This window comes from Kribbella sp. NBC_01245, from assembly GCF_036226525.1.
Taxonomy (GTDB): Bacteria; Actinomycetota; Actinomycetes; order Propionibacteriales; family Kribbellaceae; genus Kribbella.
Map to the genome: position 1 here is coordinate 3,921,149 of NZ_CP108487.1, position 15,761 is coordinate 3,936,909.

The following is a 15,761-nucleotide window of genomic DNA, read 5'->3' on the forward strand; positions in this document are numbered from 1 at the left end:
CTCCTCAGACCAGGTACGACGAGAGGCCGCGCTTCAGGTACCGGCCGTGGCCCTTCCGGCCATGGTAGGTGCCATCGGCAACGATTACCTCACCTCGCGACATCACCGTGTCGACGTGACCGGCGATCTCGTAACCCTCATAGGCCGAATGGTCCATGTTCATGTGGTGCGTCTCGGCGCTGATCCGGGTCCGCCCGTTCGGGTCGTAGATCACCAGGTCGGCGTCGGAGCCGGGCGCCACGATGCCCTTCTGCGGATACAACCCGAACATCCGGGCCGGCGTCGTCGCGATCGTCTCGACCCAGCGCTCGAGCGAGAGCTGGCCGTCGACGACACCTTGGTACAGCAGGTCGACCCGATGCTCGACACCACCGATACCGTTCGGGATCTTCGAGAAGTCGCCCAGGCCGAGCTCCTTCTGATCCTTGAAGCAGAACGGGCAATGGTCGGTCGAGACGACGGCAAGATCGTTGCTGCGCAAACCCTTCCACAAGTCACGCTGGTGCGACTCGTGCTTGCTCCGCAGCGGCGTCGAGCAGACCCACTTCGCACCCTCGAACCCAGGCGCGCCGAGCTGATCCTCCAACGTCAGGTACAGGTACTGCGGGCAGGTCTCGGCGAACACGTTGCGCCCGGCGTCACGAGCCTCCGCGACGGCCTCCAGCGCCTTACTGGCCGAGAGGTGCACGATGTAGAGCGGGCAGTCCGACGCCACCGAGGCCAGCGCGATCGCCCGGTTGGTCGCCTCGGCCTCGAGCGCTGCCGGCCGGGTCAGCCCGTGGTTGATCGGGTCCGTCTCGCCGCGCGCCAGCGCCTGCTGCACCAGCACGTCGATCGCGATGCCGTTCTCCGCGTGCATCATGATCATCGCGCCGTTGTCCCGGGCGGTCTGCATCGCGCGCAGGATCTGGCCGTCATCGGAGTAGAAGACGCCGGGATACGCCATGAACAGCTTGAAACTGGTGATGCCCTCGTCGCCGACCAGCTGGTCCATCGCCTTCAGGGCATCGGCGTCGACACCACCGAGGATCATGTGGAACGCGTAGTCGATGTGGCAGTTGCCGTCGGCCTTGCGATGCCAGGCGGCCAACCCGTCCTGCACCACCTCGCCGGTCCTCTGCACGGCGAAGTCGATGATCGTGGTGGTCCCACCCCAGGCCGCGGCACGCGTCCCGGTCTCGAAGGTGTCACTGGCCGCCGTACCACCGAAGGGCAGTTCCATGTGGGTATGGGCGTCGATCCCGCCGGGAATCACATACTTGCCCGAGGCATCGATCGTGTGCTCGACCGTGACCGGGTACGACGGGTCCAGCACGGCCACGATCTTCTCGCCGTCGACCAGTACGTCCGCGCGGTGCGATCCGGTCGGGCCGACGACCGTACCGCCCTTGATCAGGGTAGCCATCACGGTGCCGTCAGATCGCCGTACGCCTCAGGCCGGCGATCCCGGTAGAACTGCCACCTGTCCCGCACCTCGGTCAGCTTCGACAGGTCGAGATCCCGCACGATCAGCTCTGGGTTGTGCGCGTCGCCGACCTCGCCGACGAACTTGCCCTCGGGATCAACGAAGTACGACGTGCCGTAGAAGTCGTTCTCGCCGTACTCGCTCTCGATGCCGACCCGGTTGATCGCGCCGATGAAGTACTCGTTGGCGACGGCCGAGGCGGGTTGCTCCAGCTTCCACAGGTACGACGAGAGGCCGCGGTGGGTGGCCGACGGGTTGAACACGATCTCGGCGCCGTTGAGGCCGAGCGCGCGCCATCCCTCGGGGAAGTGCCGGTCGTAGCAGATGTAGACGCCGACCTTGCCGACGGCCGTGTCGAAGACGGGATAGCCGAGGTTGCCGGGGCGGAAGTAGAACTTCTCCCAGAAACCCTTCACCTGCGGGATGTGGTTCTTCCGGTACTTGCCGAGATACTTGCCGTCGGCATCGATCACGGCCGCGGTGTTGTAGAGCACGCCCGGCTGCTCCTGCTCGTAGACCGGCAGCACGATCACCATGCCGAGCTCTTTCGCGAGGGCGCTGAACCGCTCGACGGTGGGGCCGGGCACGGATTCGGCGTACTCGTAGAACTTGGGGTCCTGGAGCTGGCAGAAATACGGCCCGTAGAACAGCTCCTGGAAGCAGATCACCTTGGCGCCGGCCGCTGCGGCCTGCCGGGTGTACTCCTCGTGGGCCTTGATCATCGACTCCTGGTCACCGGTCCAGTTCGTCTGCACCAGTGCCGCCCGCACGATCCCTGCCATGCCGCCTCCCCATCGAGTCCGCTGCCGAGAAGACCTCATGCTCTATCGCGACCGGGTGGGAGTCAACGGTTATCGCTCTTTGGGCACACTTCGAGAGATTTTCGGGATCTCTGGGGATTCAGTGGAGGGTTCCGCAGGCCCGGACCCGGGTGATCAACGCCGTCACAGGGGACGGTGACCTCCCCGGCCGGGACCTGCAGCACCGGTCGCGAAAACCGGCGAACGGCGATTCTACCGCCGCCACCGGCGCGCGCACGGCGGAGGTTGCCGTGGGCACCTTTATCGGCACCTGCAGCCGGCCCGCGCAACCCGCGCGGTGACGCAGCGAAGTGGCTCGATTACAGCAATACCAGGGCGATCACGACGATCGCCACCACGGCAACGGCGGCCACGATCGCAATGGTCTTGGTATTCGACTTCGGCGCGGCGACCTCACCGGTCGCGCCTTCGTCGACGAAGGCCCTGAACATCTGCGTGCTCGCGCCGGGGTCCTGCTCGTTCTCGTGGTTGTGGTTGTCAGCCATGGCCCGCACCCTACCTGGGCTCGTTTTGCACCGGCATCCGGCCGCGATGTACCATTTGGTACATGCTGCTGACCGCCCCCGGCATCCGCACCACCGGCGGCCACCGCCTCGAGCCCACCCCGACCGGCACCCTCGTCACAGCCTCAATCGACCAGTCCGGCCTCCTCGGCCCACTGCTAGGCCTGGCCCTCCGCAACCTCACCAACCACTACCTCGCCCTGGAAACCCAAGGCCTCCAAGCCCGCTGCACCACATGACAAGCAGCCCAAAGGAGCGGTTGCTCGCGGCCGCCATCGAGTACTTCGCCGAGCACGGCATCGGCGACGCCAGTCTGCGCGCCATCGCGACCGGCATCGGCTCGAGCCACCGAATGCTGATCTACCACTTCGGCTCCCGCGACGGCCTACTCGCCGAAGTGGTCCGCGTAGTCGAAGCCCAGCAACGCGAGACCCTCACCCGCCTAACGGCCGACCCGGACGAGCCCCTCCTCGACCAGTCGACCCGCTTCTGGAACGAGGTCGTCGAGGCCACACTCACCTACGGCCCACTCTTCTTCGAGCTCTCGGCCCAAGCGATGCAACGCAAACCCCACACGTCGAGGCTCCGAGCCGACCTCATCCACGTCTGGCTCCCACCCCTGACCGAACTCCTCATCCGCGCCGGCATCCCCGCCACCGAAGCCCCCACCTACGCCCGCCTAAGCCTCGCCACCGCCCGAGGCCTCCTCTTCGACCTCCTCCTAACCAACGACCGCCCCGAGATCGACGAAGCCTCGGCTCTCCTCAACACCCTCATCCTCACCCCGCGTTAGACGTCAGGCGTTGGGTTCCGTGGGGGTGGCTAGCCAGCCGGTGACGATGGGGAGGCGGGTGGTGCGGTGGAGGGCGGTGAAGGCGAAGGGGCGGTCCAGGTCGAGGACCAGTTTGCGTTCCTGCTCCATCGGCATGGACGTACGCATCATGCCCATGGCTGTCACGGCGGCGGCTTCGAAGCCCTTGGCGAAGAAGCGGGCCATCACGGCTTGCTTGGCCTGACCCAACCGCAACGGCGTCGGGCTGATCGCGCTGAAGTGACCGTGCGCCCCCGGGTCCGACATCACGGCGGTCAGACCGAAGAGCTCCGCCTGATCCAGCAGATCGTGCTCCATGGAGATCGAGAAGGACGGCAGCGACAACTGCACCACCGGCTGCGGCGTCGTACTCATCGCCACCCGCACAGCTGGCGACACCTCATCACCGACGCCTCCCCCAATCAGGTCCGTGCCGGAACGACCACCGTCGGGATCGGCGACGGCTTGCAAGAGCCCGGCGAGTACGTCGTGTTGCGCGGCGCGGGGTTCGCCGATGGCCAGCAGGACGTCGACGTCGGCATCACCCGTCACGGTGGCCACGGTCAACGCGCCCGCGGCGGTTCCGTCGTACCGCTTGAGGGTGGTGAGGTCGGCGTCCGTGCGGTTGAGCCAGTGCCAGGAACCGCCGGCCCACGGTCCGTCGTACACCTGTTTGATCTGCTCGTTGAACGGGCGGACCCACGTGGTGCGCAGGCAGAGGGCGGTGGCGAGCACGACGGCGAGGTCGGGGGTGACCTCGATCGGCATCTCCTTGATCAGGCCGTCGGTGTGTTCGGCGGCCCACGCGTCGAGCTTGGCCTTGTCGCGGGCGAGGTCGCCGGTGAGCGCGCCGACCAGCTCGGCCGGTACGACCTCGCCGAAGGATTCGCTCAGCTTGAGCGACTCGTCCACCCAGACGCCGAGGGCGGCGTGCAGATCGTGCGAGGCGTCGATGCCGCGGATCAGCCCGGCACCGCGGGCCGCGGAGGTGTCCGGCGGCAGTCCGACGGCCTCGGCCAGCTCGGAGCGGCCTGGCTCGTCGGCCGCGGTCGCGATGATCGCCAGCAGGGGCCAGAGCCCGAGAGCGGACATCACGGAGTTGCCGGCCGGTAGGCTGCGAGCCCAGCGGCTGGTCAGGGCATGAACGGCCTGTCCGACTTCGGGTTCCATGTCTGCCACTGAACCATCCAACCGCAAATCGGCAGAACGGCCCGCACTTTTGGCACTTTCCTGAATCGGCCGAAACGTGCCAGCACCGGGATTTTGCCGCAATGGCGCTGATTTTCATTAACGGCTGCGTTCCGGTGTCATATCAACACCGTCTGTTCACTGTCCTCTGGCCTTTGCGGCATGCCAAGATTCGGCCTCATGAGCACGTCCGCCGATACCCCGCCCGTAGTGGAGGATCCGGAAAAAGCCCCGGATCACGGCCACGACCACGCCGCCGCGACCGATCCCGCCACCCCCGGTGGGCCCGAGAAACCCAGGGAGTCGACCGCTTCGTCGATCGTCTTCACCGGCACGCTGGTGGTGCTGGTCGTGCTCGCGCTGTTCGGCCGGCGGATCTTCGCCGGACTGTTCACCGATGACGGCGTCCGGACCTGGGCGACCATGTTCGTCGGTGTCGTCGTGCAGGCGGTGCCGTTCCTGGTGCTGGGTGTGCTGCTGTCGGCCGCGCTGACCGCGTTCGTACCGCCTTCGTTCTTCGCCAAGGCCCTGCCGAAGCACCCCGCCCTCGCCGTACCGGTCGCCAGCGCCTCGGGCGTGATCCTGCCGGGCTGCGAGTGCGCCTCGGTGCCGGTCTCGGCCGCGCTGATGGCCCGCGGGGTCACCCCGGCCGCGGCGATCGCCTTCCTGCTCTCGGCGCCCGCGATCAACCCGGTCGTGCTGGCCTCGACCGCGGTGGCCTTCCCCGGTCAGCCGGGGATCGTGGTGGCCCGGCTGGTCACCTCGCTGCTCGTCTCGATGGCGCTCGGCTGGCTCTGGCTGGCCACCGGTAAGGGCGAGTCCTGGCTGAAGATCCCGAAGAACCGGCACGCCGAGGGCACCGGCAAGCTCGAGGTGTTCCGCTCGTCGATGCTGCACGACTTCCTGCACGCCGGCGGCTTCCTGGTGGTCGGCGCCGCCGTGGCCGCCACCCTGAACGTCGTGGTGCCGCGCAGCTGGATGGACTCGGTCGCGGAGAACCTGCTGCTCTCGGTCATCCTGCTCGGCCTGCTGGCCGTCGTCCTGGCCATCTGCTCGGAGGCGGACGCGTTCGTCGCGGCCAGCCTGACCCAGTTCTCGATGACCGCCAAGCTGGCCTTCATGGTCGTCGGCCCGGTCGTCGATGTGAAGCTGATCGCGCTGCAGGCCGGCACGTTCGGCGGTAAGTTCACGATCCGGTTCGCTCCTGCCACCTTCGTGGTGGCCATCCTGTTCGCTCTACTCATCGGGTGGTGGCTGCTGTGAGGCGCAACGTCGCTGGTCTGATCGTCGTTTTCGTCGGCGCGGCGGTGCTACAGCTCGCCATCTCCGACACCTACCTGCGGTACGTCAAACCGGGCATGCGCTGGATGCTGCTGATCGCGGGCGCCGTCCTGATCGTGCTCGCCGTCGCGGACGTCCTGGCCGACACCAAGAAGGACGGCCACGACCATTCCGAGCTCGCCGACGACGGTCACGGGCACAACGGTCTGCCCAAGGCGGCCTGGCTGCTGCTGGTCCCGGTCTTCGCGCTCCTGGTCGTGGACCCGCCTGCGCTCGGCGCCGACGCGGCCCAACGGCAATCCCCGGTCGCGTCTAAACCGATGGCCGCCAAGGGCAATATGTGGCTGCCGAACCAGGAGGAGAAGTCCGGCGCTCCCGTCGTACTGCCCGTCCGCGACTACGCGGTCTGGGCGGTGTGGGAGAAGGAGAACATGAAGGGCCGGACCTTCCAGCTCACCGGTTTCGTCACCCCTGGCAAGAACGGCGCCTGGTACGTCTCCCGCATCGGCATGACCTGCTGTGTCGCCGACGGTACGGCGTTCATGGTCGAGGTCCGCGGCCAGCAGGCCCCGCCGAAGAACCAGTGGATCCAGGTCACCGGTCAATGGGCGGAGCCGACGAAACGGCCTGACGGGGACGTTGCCGCTCTCGACGGTACGGCGATCCGGAACGTCCAGGCCCCGGCGAACCAGTACGAATGACGGTCGCGGCCATGCCCAGGACGATCAGGGTGGCCGCGAAGGCTCGTACCAGGCCGATGGACTCGCCGCGGATCAACCAGGCCGCGGCCATGCCCACGACTGGTACGAGCAGGCTGAAGGGCGCGACCGTGCTCGCGTCGTACTGGCGGAGCAGGAAGCCCCACGCACCGAACCCGAAGAGCGTGGCGGCACCGGCTAGATAGGCGATCGCGCCTACACCGGTGAGCGTGATCTGGCCGAGTGCGGGCTCCTCGAAGAGCAGGGACAGCGCGAACAGCGGTACGGCGGCGACCGCGCTGACCCAGACCATGAAGCGCAGGGTGTCCGGCGGTTTGGCGTGCCTGGTGATCATGTTCGAGACGCCCCAGCAGGCGCCGGCCGCGATGACCAGAGCAAACGCCGATCCGGGGGCGCTCAGGCCTTTGTCCACCGCGATCAGGACCATCCCGGCGCACGCGACGGCCACGCCTGCCAGTTGCAGCGCCCGCGGGCGTTCGCCGAGGAAGACGATCGCGAAGAGCAGGGTGAAGACGACCTGACACTGCAGGACCAGCGACGACAACCCGGCCGGCATACCCCGGTCCATCCCGATGAACAGCAGGCCGAATTTCGCCACGCCCAGCACCAGGCCGACGCCCACGACGTACCGCCAGGGCACGCGAGGCAGGCCGAGCAGGAAGATCGCCGGCACCGCCGCGAGGCCGAAGCGCAGGGCCGAGAACAGCAGTGGCGGAATGCCCTCCAGCCCGACCTCGATGACGACGAAGTTGACACCCCACACCACCGCGACGGCGACGGCGAGCAGGACGTGACGTGGATTCATAGCCGCTAGTCTGGGTGGCATCATTGTTAAGCACTAGCGCGATTTGCTTCACCGATCAGTGTAGGAGTGCTTCATGATCGACCTGTCCCGCCTGCGCGCGCTGCATGCCGTCGCGACGTACGGCTCGGTCGGCAGCGCCGCGGACGCCCTCGGTTACACGCCCAGCGCGGTCTCCCAGCAGCTCGCGAAACTCGAGCGCGAGACCCGCACCAAACTGGTCGAACGCAAGGGCCGCGGCATCGCTCTGACCGACGCCGCCTGGCAGCTCGCGGCCACCGCCGAGCAGGTTCTCGAGCTGGTCGAGCAGGCCGAGCTGACGCTGGAGGAGCAACGTGGCGAGGCCGTCGGCGAGCTGGTGCTCGCGGCCTTCCCGACGGCCGCTCGCGGATTGTTGCCTTCGGCACTCGTTCGCCTGATCAACGAGCATCCCGCACTCGAGGTGAGCGTGATCGAGCTGGACCCGTTCGTCGCGCTCGCGGCGGTGGCTCGCGGTGAGGTCCACGTCGCGGTCGTGCACGACTGGCACAACACGCCACTCGCGCTGCCCGAGGGCTTGTCGCGGGTGAAGCTCGGAACCGACCCGGCCGACATCCTGCTGCCGGCCACGCATCGCCTTGCTGGTAAGGAATCCGTGCGCGCCGCGGACCTCGCGGGCGAGCAGTGGATCTGCCAGCCAGAGGGCTCGATCTGCCATGACTGGCTGGTCCGCACGATGCGCGCGGCCGGGGTCGAGCCCGAGGTCGCGTATTCGGTCGGCGAGTACCAGACCCAGCTCGCGATGCTTGCCAAGGGCATCGGAATCGGCCTGCTGCCGCGGCTGGGGCGAGGCCCGTTGCCGGACGGCGTGGTCGCCGTACCGCTGCTGCCCGCGCCGAGCCGGCGTTTGTACGCCGCCTGGCGGACGATTACGGCCCGCCGACCGGCCGTTGCGGTCACCCTGCAGGCCTTGCAGTCCTCCTGGGCGGAACGCGACACTGCCTGAGTTCCGCTCCACGGTAAAGCTCACGATCACTGCGCGTGAACGATTGACAGCCCAGTGCGCCAGTGGTGTACTTCCGAATCACTGTTAGGAAACTTTCCTATTCAATTTCTCGCCTGCCCCCCATCGCGAGATCCGGATAGGTCCCCTCCGTCACCGCCCGACGTAAGCAGGAGGCAGTCCAGTGAGATTCCCCAGATGGTGTGCCGCCTTGACCGGCAGCCTCGTCGTCGCCACCGGCCTGGTCGTGGTCGCACCGCCGGCCACCACCTCAGCGGCACCGGTCCGCTATGAGTCCGAGAACGGCGTGATCTCCCAGGGAGTGGTCGAGTCCAACCACACCGGTTTCACCGGCACCGGATTCGTCAACTTCAACAACGTCACCGGCAGTTCGGTCGAGTACACGGTGAACGTGCCGACCACCGGGCCGTACTCGCTCAGCTTCCGGTACGCCAATGGCACCACCACGAACCGCCCGCTCCAGATCACCGTCGATGGCGTCCAGCTGACGGCAGGCCTCGCGTTCAACGGCACCGGCGCGTGGACGACGTACAGCACGGTGACCACGAACGCCCAGCTGACCGCCGGTACGCACAAGATCAAGACCACCGCGACGACCGCGAACGGCGGCCCGAACGCGGACTCGCTGACGCTCGACTCGACCAGCGCCGTCGGCACCCCGGTCTCGATCAACGGCCAGCTGCACGTCTGTGGCGTCAAGTTGTGCAACCAGAACAACAAGCCGATCCAGCTCCGCGGTATGAGCACGCACGGCCTCCAGTGGTACGCGAACTGCGTCAAGACCACCTCCCTGGACGCGCTGGCGACCGACTGGAACGCCGACATCCTGCGCATCTCGATGTACGTCGCCGCGAAGGAAGGCGGGTACGAGACCGACCCGCGCAAGTTCACCGACATGGTGCACGGCTACATCGAGGAAGCCACCAAGCGCGGCATGTACGCCCTCGTCGACTGGCACCAGCTCGACCCGGGTGACCCGAACGTCTACACCGCCAAGGCCAAGACGTTCTTCACCGAGATCGCCAGCCGCCACAAGAACAAGAACAACATCATCTACGACATCGCCAACGAGCCGAACGGCGTCAGCTGGGCCGGCATCAAGAGCTACGCCGAGCAGCTGATCCCGGTCATCCGTGCGCAGGACAGCGACGGTGTTGTTTTTGTCGGCACCCACGGCTGGGCGTCGCTCGGTATCTCCGACGGCCGGACCGAGTCCGACATCATCAACAACCCGATCAACGCGACCAACTTCATGTACACGTTCCACTTCTACGCCGCCTCGCACCAGGCGGAGTACTTCAACGCCCTGTCGCGGGCGGCGGACCGGATTCCGTTGTTCGTCACTGAGTTCGGCACGCAGGAGTACACCGGCGACGGCCCGAACGACTTCACCTACTCGCAGAAGTACCTGGATTTCCTGGCCAGCAAGCAGATCGGCTGGACCAACTGGAACTTCTCCGACGATTCCCGCTCCGGCGCCGTCTTCAAGCCCGGCACCTGCGCGGGCAGCAACTTCACCGGCACCAGCATGCTGAAGCCGGCCGGCGTCTGGGTCCGTGACCGGATTCGGACACCCGACAACTTCTAGCCCCTCGAGCAGGCGTCACCGTAAGGTGGCGCCTGCTTGCTTGTTCCTCCCCTGCCCCTAGTTCTCCCCTGCCACCGTCCACCGAAAGGCAGAGATATGGGTAAGAGAAGGATCGTCGGCCTCGCCCTGCCGGCGTTGCTGATCGCTGGCGCGCTGGCCCCGGTCAGCGCAACCGGCACCGTCCTGGCCGTTCCACAGACACCGACCAACGTCACCACCGGATTGACGTTGCCTTGGGCAACTTCTTTCCTGCCGGACGGCCAGTCCGCACTGATCACCGAGCGGGACAGTTTCCGGGTCTCCCGGGTCACCCTGACCGGCACCCGCACCACCATCGGCACCGTGCCGAATAGCATCACCACCGGCGGTGAGGGCGGCCTGATGGGCGTCGCGGTCTCACCGACCTGGAACGGCACCACCAACCAGGCCGTGTACTTCTTCCACACCTCCAACGACAACGGCCAGAACCAGAACCGCATCGTCCGGATGAACTTCAACGGCACCTCCCTGTCCGGCCGGACCGTGATCGTGTCGGGGATCGCCAGCGCCCGGTACCACAACGGCGGTCAGCTCAAGTTCGGCCCGGATGGCTACCTGTACGCCACCACGGGTGACGCGCAGAACACCGGCACCGCCCAGAACACCAATTCGCCCAACGGCAAGATCCTGCGCTTCACCACAAGTGGCCAGGCCGCGCCGGGTAACCCGTGGGGCAACCTGGTCTACAGCCGCGGTCATCGCAATCCGCAGGGCCTCGCCTGGGATTCGGCCGGCCGGCTGTGGTCCTCGGAACTCGGCAACACCTCGCTCGACGAGTTGAACCTGATCATCTCGGGCCACAACTACGGCTGGCCGCAGTGCGAAGGCCCTTGCAACGTGGCCGGGATGGACAACCCGAAACGCACCTGGACGACGGCCGAGGCCTCGCCGAGCAGTCTTGCCATCGTGGACGGCGCGGCGTACGTCGCGGCTCTGCGTGGGCAACGGCTCTGGCGAGTCCAGCTCAACGGTGACAGCGCCGGCGCCACCCAGGCGTACTTCCAGGGCACGTACGGTCGGCTCCGCTCGGTCGTGAAGGTGCCGAACCAGAACACCATCTGGATCAGCACCTCCAACGGCAGCAACGACCGCCTGCTCCGCTCCGAAATCCGCTAACTCTTCGTCGAAGGACGCAGGAGCTGGTGCTCCAGCAGGTCGCCGGCCCATTGCTCGAACTGGGCCGGCGACCAACCGGATTCCTCCACCAGTTCGCGATAGACGCCGCCCGCGGCGAGGGCACGGTAGATCGCCTGCGCCTGGTCGAGCGGCACGGCCAAGTGGTCTTTCAGGGAGGCGATGAGCAGGTCCATCACCTCATTGCGGCCCTCGAGTTTCGAGCGCAACAGCGCGCGCGTTTCGGCGTCTTCGTCGACGGCCGCTTCGAAGATGAGCACGACCGCGAAGTCCGCCTCATACAACGCGCGCAGCCAATTCGCGGCACCCCGAAGCCGCTTGATCGGATCCTCCTCGGCAAGCACCTGGCCGACCCGCTCGCGGGCACCGGATTGCTCGAGCCAACGGTCGCAGATCCGGGACAGGATCTCCCGCTTGGTACCGAAGGCCGAATAGACCGTTCGCACCGCGACCCCGGCCGCCGCCGCGATCGCGTCGATGCTGGTAGCGCCGTACCCCTGATCCGCGAACAGCTGTCGCGCGGCCGTAGCGATCCGGTCCTGGGTGGCGGCCGCCTGCTCCTGCCGGTAGGTCGATCGCTTGACAGCTGGAGGCACATGGGCACACTATCAGTGCGCCGACTGCAGCATCACTGCATCGAATACACGACAACTGCATTTTCATTGGGGAGGGACTATGACCACCACAGCGGCGTACGACGTCGTCCGGCGGATCCTGGACGAGGGATTCGCGACCGGAGACACCTCGGCGGTAGACCGGTTGTGCTCGCCGGACCTGATCGAGCACCAGTTCGGCATGGCGGGCACCGGGCCGACGGCGATCGAGATGGTCAAGGAGGCGGTGCGTTCGGTACATGCCGCGATACCGGATATCCGCTACACGATCGAGGACTCCGTCGAGCGCGACGACCTGGTCTGGGTGCGGGTCCGCGCCCAAGGCACCGCGACCGGGCCGTTCTTCGGGCCACCGAGCGGGCAGCCGATCGACATCCAGGTGTTCGACGTCGCGCGCGTACTCGACGGACGCATCACGGAGCATTGGGGCTGCCCGGACCGCTTCGCCCTGCTCCAGCAAACGGGCGTCCTCGAGCGCCTCGCGTAGGGTGGAAGGCGCTGCCGGGTGCTGGAGGTACCAGGATAAGTAGGCTCTCACTACCTGGATCGGAGCAGCGTCAAGCTGAGCGGTATGACAACAGAGACCTTGCGGCCCGCCGGCGAGGCGGATGCACCGGCACTCGGACCGGTCGCCCTCACCACCTTGCTGTTCGGCGCCTTCCTGCCGATGCTGTCGTTCTTCATCATCAACGTCGCGCTGCCCGCGATCGGATCGGACCTTCGCGCCGGCACGGGCGAGCTGCAGTTGGTCGTCGGCAGTTACGGCATCGCCAACGCCACTCTGCTGGTGGTCGGCGGCCGTTTCGGCGACGGATTCGGCCGGAAACGCCTGTTCTTATGGGGTTTGGCCGGCTTCACCCTGACGTCACTGCTCTGCGCGATCGCGCCGAACATCGGCGTACTGCTCGCCGCCCGGGCCGTCCAGGGCGCGGCCGCCGCCGCGATGACCCCGCAAGTCCTGTCGAAGATCAGCAGCCTGCTCACCGGTGCGCACCGGGCTCGCGCGATGGCGATGTTCGGTGTCGCGGGTGGTCTGGCCGCCGCGCTCGGGCAGATCCTCGGCGGCGTACTCGTATCCGCCGACCTCTTCGGCCTCGGCTGGCGGGCGGTCTTCCTGGTCAACGTCCCGGTCGGTCTGGTGGCGATCGTCCTCGCCGTACGTCTGCTGCCGGAAACGCGCGCGATCAACCGCCTCCGGGTGGACGGAGTCGGTGCGGGTCTTCTCGCGCTCACGCTGGTCTTATTGCTGCTGCCGCTGACCGAGGGACGCCCGCTCGGCTGGCCGCTGTGGACGTGGGTCTGCCTGGCTGCCGTCATCCCGGCCGTGGTCGCACTCGGGCTATGGTCGCGCCGCACCGAGCTTCGCGGCGCCGCGCCACTGATCCCGCCTTCCGTGCTGCGGCTTCGGCCGATGCGGATCGGGCTGATGCTGGCGGTCGGGTTCTTCACGACGTTCGGCGGTTTCATGTTCGTCTTCGCGCTCGCGACTCAGGGTGAAGCCGGAATGTCCCCGCTGGAAGGCGGTTTGAGCCTGCTGCCGATGGCGATCGGCTTCCTGATCACGTCGATCTACGGCCCGCGCTTGCAGACCCGGTACGGCGCTGGGCTGATCGTGCGCGGTTGGCTCGTACAGAGCGTGGGGTACGCCGGGCTCAGCGTTGTCGCCCTGACGCTCTGGCCCGACGTGACGCCGTTGCGGATGGCCTTGCCGATGCTGGTGGCCGGGTTCGGCGGCGGTCTCGTGATGGCGCCGATGATGGGCGTGGTCGTCGGCCAGGTGCCGCCGCAGCAGGCGGGCCTCGGCAGCGGGATGCTGCTCACCACTCAGCAGACGTGTATCGCCCTCGGCGCGGCCACGGTCGGCACGGCGTACCTGGCCCTCGCCTCGACATCGTGGGGCCAAGGCGGCGCACTGGCCGCCGTCTGCCTAGCCATCGTCGCCATCAGCCTATTGATGGCCCCTGTGACCACCCGGCTGTCGCCGCGTTAGTTGGCGTCGGCGGCCGTCTGCCCGGTGCGGCGCCAGCGGATGCCGGCCTCGATGAAGTCGTCGATCTCACCGTCGAAGACGCCGCTGGTGTTGCCGGACTCGTAGAGCGTGCGGAGGTCCTTGACCATCTGGTAGGGGTGCAGGACGTACGACCGCATCTGGTCACCCCACGAACCCTGGACGTCACCGCGCAGGGAGTCGAGGTGGGCGCGCTCTTCGGCCTTCTTCAGCGCGAGCAGCTTGGCCTTCAGGATGACCATCGCGGAAGCCTTGTTCTGCAGCTGGGACTTCTCGTTCTGGCAGGAGACGACGGTGCCGGTCGGGATGTGCGTGATCCGGACGGCGGAGTCGGTGGTGTTGACGCTCTGACCGCCGGGACCGGACGAGCGGTAGACGTCGATGCGCAGCTCCTCCTCCGGTACGTCGATCTCGTCGGTCTGCTCCAGCACCGGCACCACCTCGACCGCGGCGAACGAGGTCTGCCGACGGCCCTGGTTGTCGAACGGCGAGATCCGGACCAGCCGGTGCGTCCCCGACTCGACGCTCAAGGTGCCATAGCCGTACGGCGCCTTGATGCCGAACGTGGTCGACTTGAGCCCGGCCTCTTCCGCGTACGACGTGTCGTAGACCTCGGTCGGGTAGCCGTGCCGCTCGGCCCAGCGCAGGTACATCCGCTGCAGCATCTCGGCGAAGTCCGCGGCGTCGACACCACCCGCGCCGGAGCGGATCGTGACCAGGGCCTCACGCTCGTCGTACTCCCCCGACAGCAGGGTGCGAACCTCGAGGGACTGGATCGACTTGGTCAGCGAAGCGATCTCGCGCTCGGCCTCGGCCAGGGTGTCGGCGTCGTTCTCGTCGCGGGCCAGCTCGACCAGCACGGACAGGTCGTCCACCCGGGTCCGCAGGCTGAGGACGCGCTCCACGTCGGCCTCGAGCCGGGACAGCCGGGAGGTCACCTTCTGCGCGTTGGCCTGGTCGTTCCACAGGTCCGGCGCGGCGACCTGCTCGCCGAGGTCGGCGATCTCCCGCTGCATCGCGGGCAGGTCGAGAACTTTCTCGATGGACGTCAAAGTGCCGTCGAGAGCCTTCAGGTCAGCGTCAAAATCAGGTCCAGCCACAACGAGGTAGCCTACGCCACCACCAAAGCCCGGCGCGTCAGCTTTCCCAGTTGCCGCTGCAGAGGGCCTCGAAGACGCGATCGATGGCGACCTCCAGGAGCTTCGTCGCCCGGGCGAGCTGGCGGTCGGTCGCTTCCCCCGTCGGCATCAGGCGGGCGAGCTCCTGTTCGAGCACCTTCTGCGCGGCGCCGTACTGGGCGGCGACGAGGCGGGCGAGCAGGGGCGCCGTCTTGGGGTTGCGCTCGAGCAACGCCTCGGCGAGTAGATCCTCCATGGTCTGGGCGTTCTGCCTCACCCTTGCGACAAGGGCTGGGCTGCCCTCGATGGTCCGGCTAAACGCCGGCCAGCTCGCCAGGTAGCCGAGCTCGTGGCGCTGCCGGATGGCCGTCAGGTAGTGCTTGCGGAGGGTCTCCAACGGCGGCTCACCCGGTGGCGCCGTACGGATCGCTTCGGCCGGGCCGGTGACCCAGCTCGCATCGTCGAAGAACAGGTCTTCCTTGGTCGGGAAGTGGTTGAACACGGTCTGCACGGCCACGTCCGCCGCGGCCGCGACCTCCGCGACCGTCACCGCGTCGAACCCGCGCGCCATGAACAGCCGGGTCGCGACATCCGAGATCGCCTGGCGGGTCAGCTGCTTCTTGCGCTCGCGGCGGCCCATTTCAGTCATGGCGGAAATCTAGCTCAT

17 protein-coding genes are annotated in these 15,761 nt (G+C 67.3%); 9 read left to right on the plus strand and 8 right to left on the minus strand.

Annotated features, from left to right (window positions below; all coding sequences use genetic code 11):
• Positions 1-4: 4 nt before the first annotated feature.
• From hydA to OG394_RS17350, 3 genes are all read right to left on the minus strand, one after another.
• Complete coding sequence (gene hydA / locus OG394_RS17340) at positions 5-1,405, minus strand: dihydropyrimidinase (protein WP_328996411.1); 1,401 nt, start codon at positions 1,403-1,405, stop codon at positions 5-7.
• On the minus strand, positions 1,405-2,247 hold the full coding sequence (locus OG394_RS17345; RefSeq protein ID WP_328996412.1) for a nitrilase-related carbon-nitrogen hydrolase: 843 nt from the start codon (positions 2,245-2,247) through the stop codon (positions 1,405-1,407). The genes hydA and OG394_RS17345 overlap by 1 nt, the downstream gene beginning before the upstream one ends.
• A 338-nt stretch (positions 2,248-2,585) precedes the next feature.
• Positions 2,586-2,771, minus strand: coding sequence for a hypothetical protein (locus OG394_RS17350; protein ID WP_328996413.1), 186 nt, complete (start codon positions 2,769-2,771; stop codon positions 2,586-2,588).
• Between the two features lie 62 nt (positions 2,772-2,833).
• On the opposite strand from OG394_RS17350, the gene OG394_RS17355 reads away from it, so the two are divergent.
• Complete coding sequence (locus OG394_RS17355) at positions 2,834-3,028, plus strand: hypothetical protein (protein WP_328996414.1); 195 nt, start codon at positions 2,834-2,836, stop codon at positions 3,026-3,028.
• The gene (locus OG394_RS17360; RefSeq protein WP_328996415.1) at positions 3,025-3,582 is read left to right on the plus strand and encodes a TetR/AcrR family transcriptional regulator; all 558 of its coding nucleotides are present in this window, start codon (positions 3,025-3,027) and stop codon (positions 3,580-3,582) included. Before OG394_RS17355 ends, OG394_RS17360 begins: the two co-directional genes overlap by 4 nt.
• Positions 3,583-3,585: 3 nt before the next feature.
• On the opposite strand, the gene OG394_RS17365 is transcribed toward OG394_RS17360, so the two are convergent.
• On the minus strand, positions 3,586-4,770 hold the full coding sequence (locus OG394_RS17365; RefSeq protein WP_328996416.1) for a serpin family protein: 1,185 nt from the start codon (positions 4,768-4,770) through the stop codon (positions 3,586-3,588).
• 198 nt (positions 4,771-4,968) lie between these two features.
• Here OG394_RS17365 and OG394_RS17370 point away from each other — a divergent pair, with 198 nt between their 5' ends.
• A complete protein-coding gene (locus OG394_RS17370) occupies positions 4,969-6,051 on the plus strand; it encodes a permease (protein WP_328996417.1) in 1,083 nt (360 codons plus the stop codon).
• Positions 6,048-6,770, plus strand: coding sequence for a TIGR03943 family putative permease subunit (locus OG394_RS17375; RefSeq protein WP_328996418.1), 723 nt, complete (start codon positions 6,048-6,050; stop codon positions 6,768-6,770). Before OG394_RS17370 ends, OG394_RS17375 begins: the two co-directional genes overlap by 4 nt.
• Here OG394_RS17375 and OG394_RS17380 read toward each other — a convergent pair.
• Positions 6,664-7,593, minus strand: a complete 930-nt coding sequence (locus OG394_RS17380) for an EamA family transporter (protein WP_328996419.1) — start codon at positions 7,591-7,593, stop codon at positions 6,664-6,666. The genes OG394_RS17375 and OG394_RS17380 overlap by 107 nt on opposite strands.
• 73 nt (positions 7,594-7,666) lie before the next feature.
• On the opposite strand from OG394_RS17380, the gene OG394_RS17385 reads away from it, so the two are divergent.
• The 3 genes from OG394_RS17385 to OG394_RS17395 all read left to right on the plus strand — a co-directional run bounded on the left by OG394_RS17385 (position 7,667) and on the right by OG394_RS17395 (position 11,336).
• Positions 7,667-8,575, plus strand: coding sequence for a LysR family transcriptional regulator (locus OG394_RS17385; RefSeq protein ID WP_328996420.1), 909 nt, complete (start codon positions 7,667-7,669; stop codon positions 8,573-8,575).
• 181 nt (positions 8,576-8,756) lie between these two features.
• On the plus strand, positions 8,757-10,181 hold the full coding sequence (locus OG394_RS17390) for a cellulase family glycosylhydrolase (protein WP_328996421.1): 1,425 nt from the start codon (positions 8,757-8,759) through the stop codon (positions 10,179-10,181).
• A 96-nt stretch (positions 10,182-10,277) separates the two neighbouring features.
• Positions 10,278-11,336 carry a PQQ-dependent sugar dehydrogenase gene (locus OG394_RS17395; protein WP_328996422.1) on the plus strand — a complete coding sequence of 353 codons (1,059 nt, stop codon included), beginning with the start codon at positions 10,278-10,280 and terminating at the stop codon, positions 11,334-11,336.
• Here OG394_RS17395 and OG394_RS17400 read toward each other — a convergent pair.
• Complete coding sequence (locus OG394_RS17400) at positions 11,333-11,950, minus strand: TetR/AcrR family transcriptional regulator (RefSeq protein ID WP_328996423.1); 618 nt, start codon at positions 11,948-11,950, stop codon at positions 11,333-11,335. The two genes, OG394_RS17395 and OG394_RS17400, sit on opposite strands and share 4 nt — an antisense overlap.
• Positions 11,951-12,029: 79 nt before the next feature.
• Here OG394_RS17400 and OG394_RS17405 point away from each other — a divergent pair, with 79 nt between their 5' ends.
• Both OG394_RS17405 and OG394_RS17410 read left to right on the plus strand, forming a co-directional pair.
• A complete protein-coding gene (locus OG394_RS17405) occupies positions 12,030-12,455 on the plus strand; it encodes an ester cyclase (RefSeq protein ID WP_328996424.1) in 426 nt (141 codons plus the stop codon).
• 84 nt (positions 12,456-12,539) lie between these two features.
• Positions 12,540-13,958, plus strand: coding sequence for an MFS transporter (locus OG394_RS17410; RefSeq protein WP_328996425.1), 1,419 nt, complete (start codon positions 12,540-12,542; stop codon positions 13,956-13,958).
• Here OG394_RS17410 and prfB read toward each other — a convergent pair.
• Together prfB and OG394_RS17420 are read right to left on the minus strand one after the other, a co-directional pair.
• Positions 13,955-15,076 (minus strand): peptide chain release factor 2, encoded by a 1,122-nt coding sequence (prfB, locus tag OG394_RS17415; protein WP_328996426.1) that lies wholly within the window; start codon positions 15,074-15,076, stop codon positions 13,955-13,957. The two genes, OG394_RS17410 and prfB, sit on opposite strands and share 4 nt — an antisense overlap.
• A 37-nt stretch (positions 15,077-15,113) precedes the next feature.
• Positions 15,114-15,743 carry a TetR/AcrR family transcriptional regulator gene (locus OG394_RS17420; protein ID WP_328996427.1) on the minus strand — a complete coding sequence of 210 codons (630 nt, stop codon included), beginning with the start codon at positions 15,741-15,743 and terminating at the stop codon, positions 15,114-15,116.
• Positions 15,744-15,761 lie beyond the last annotated feature (18 nt).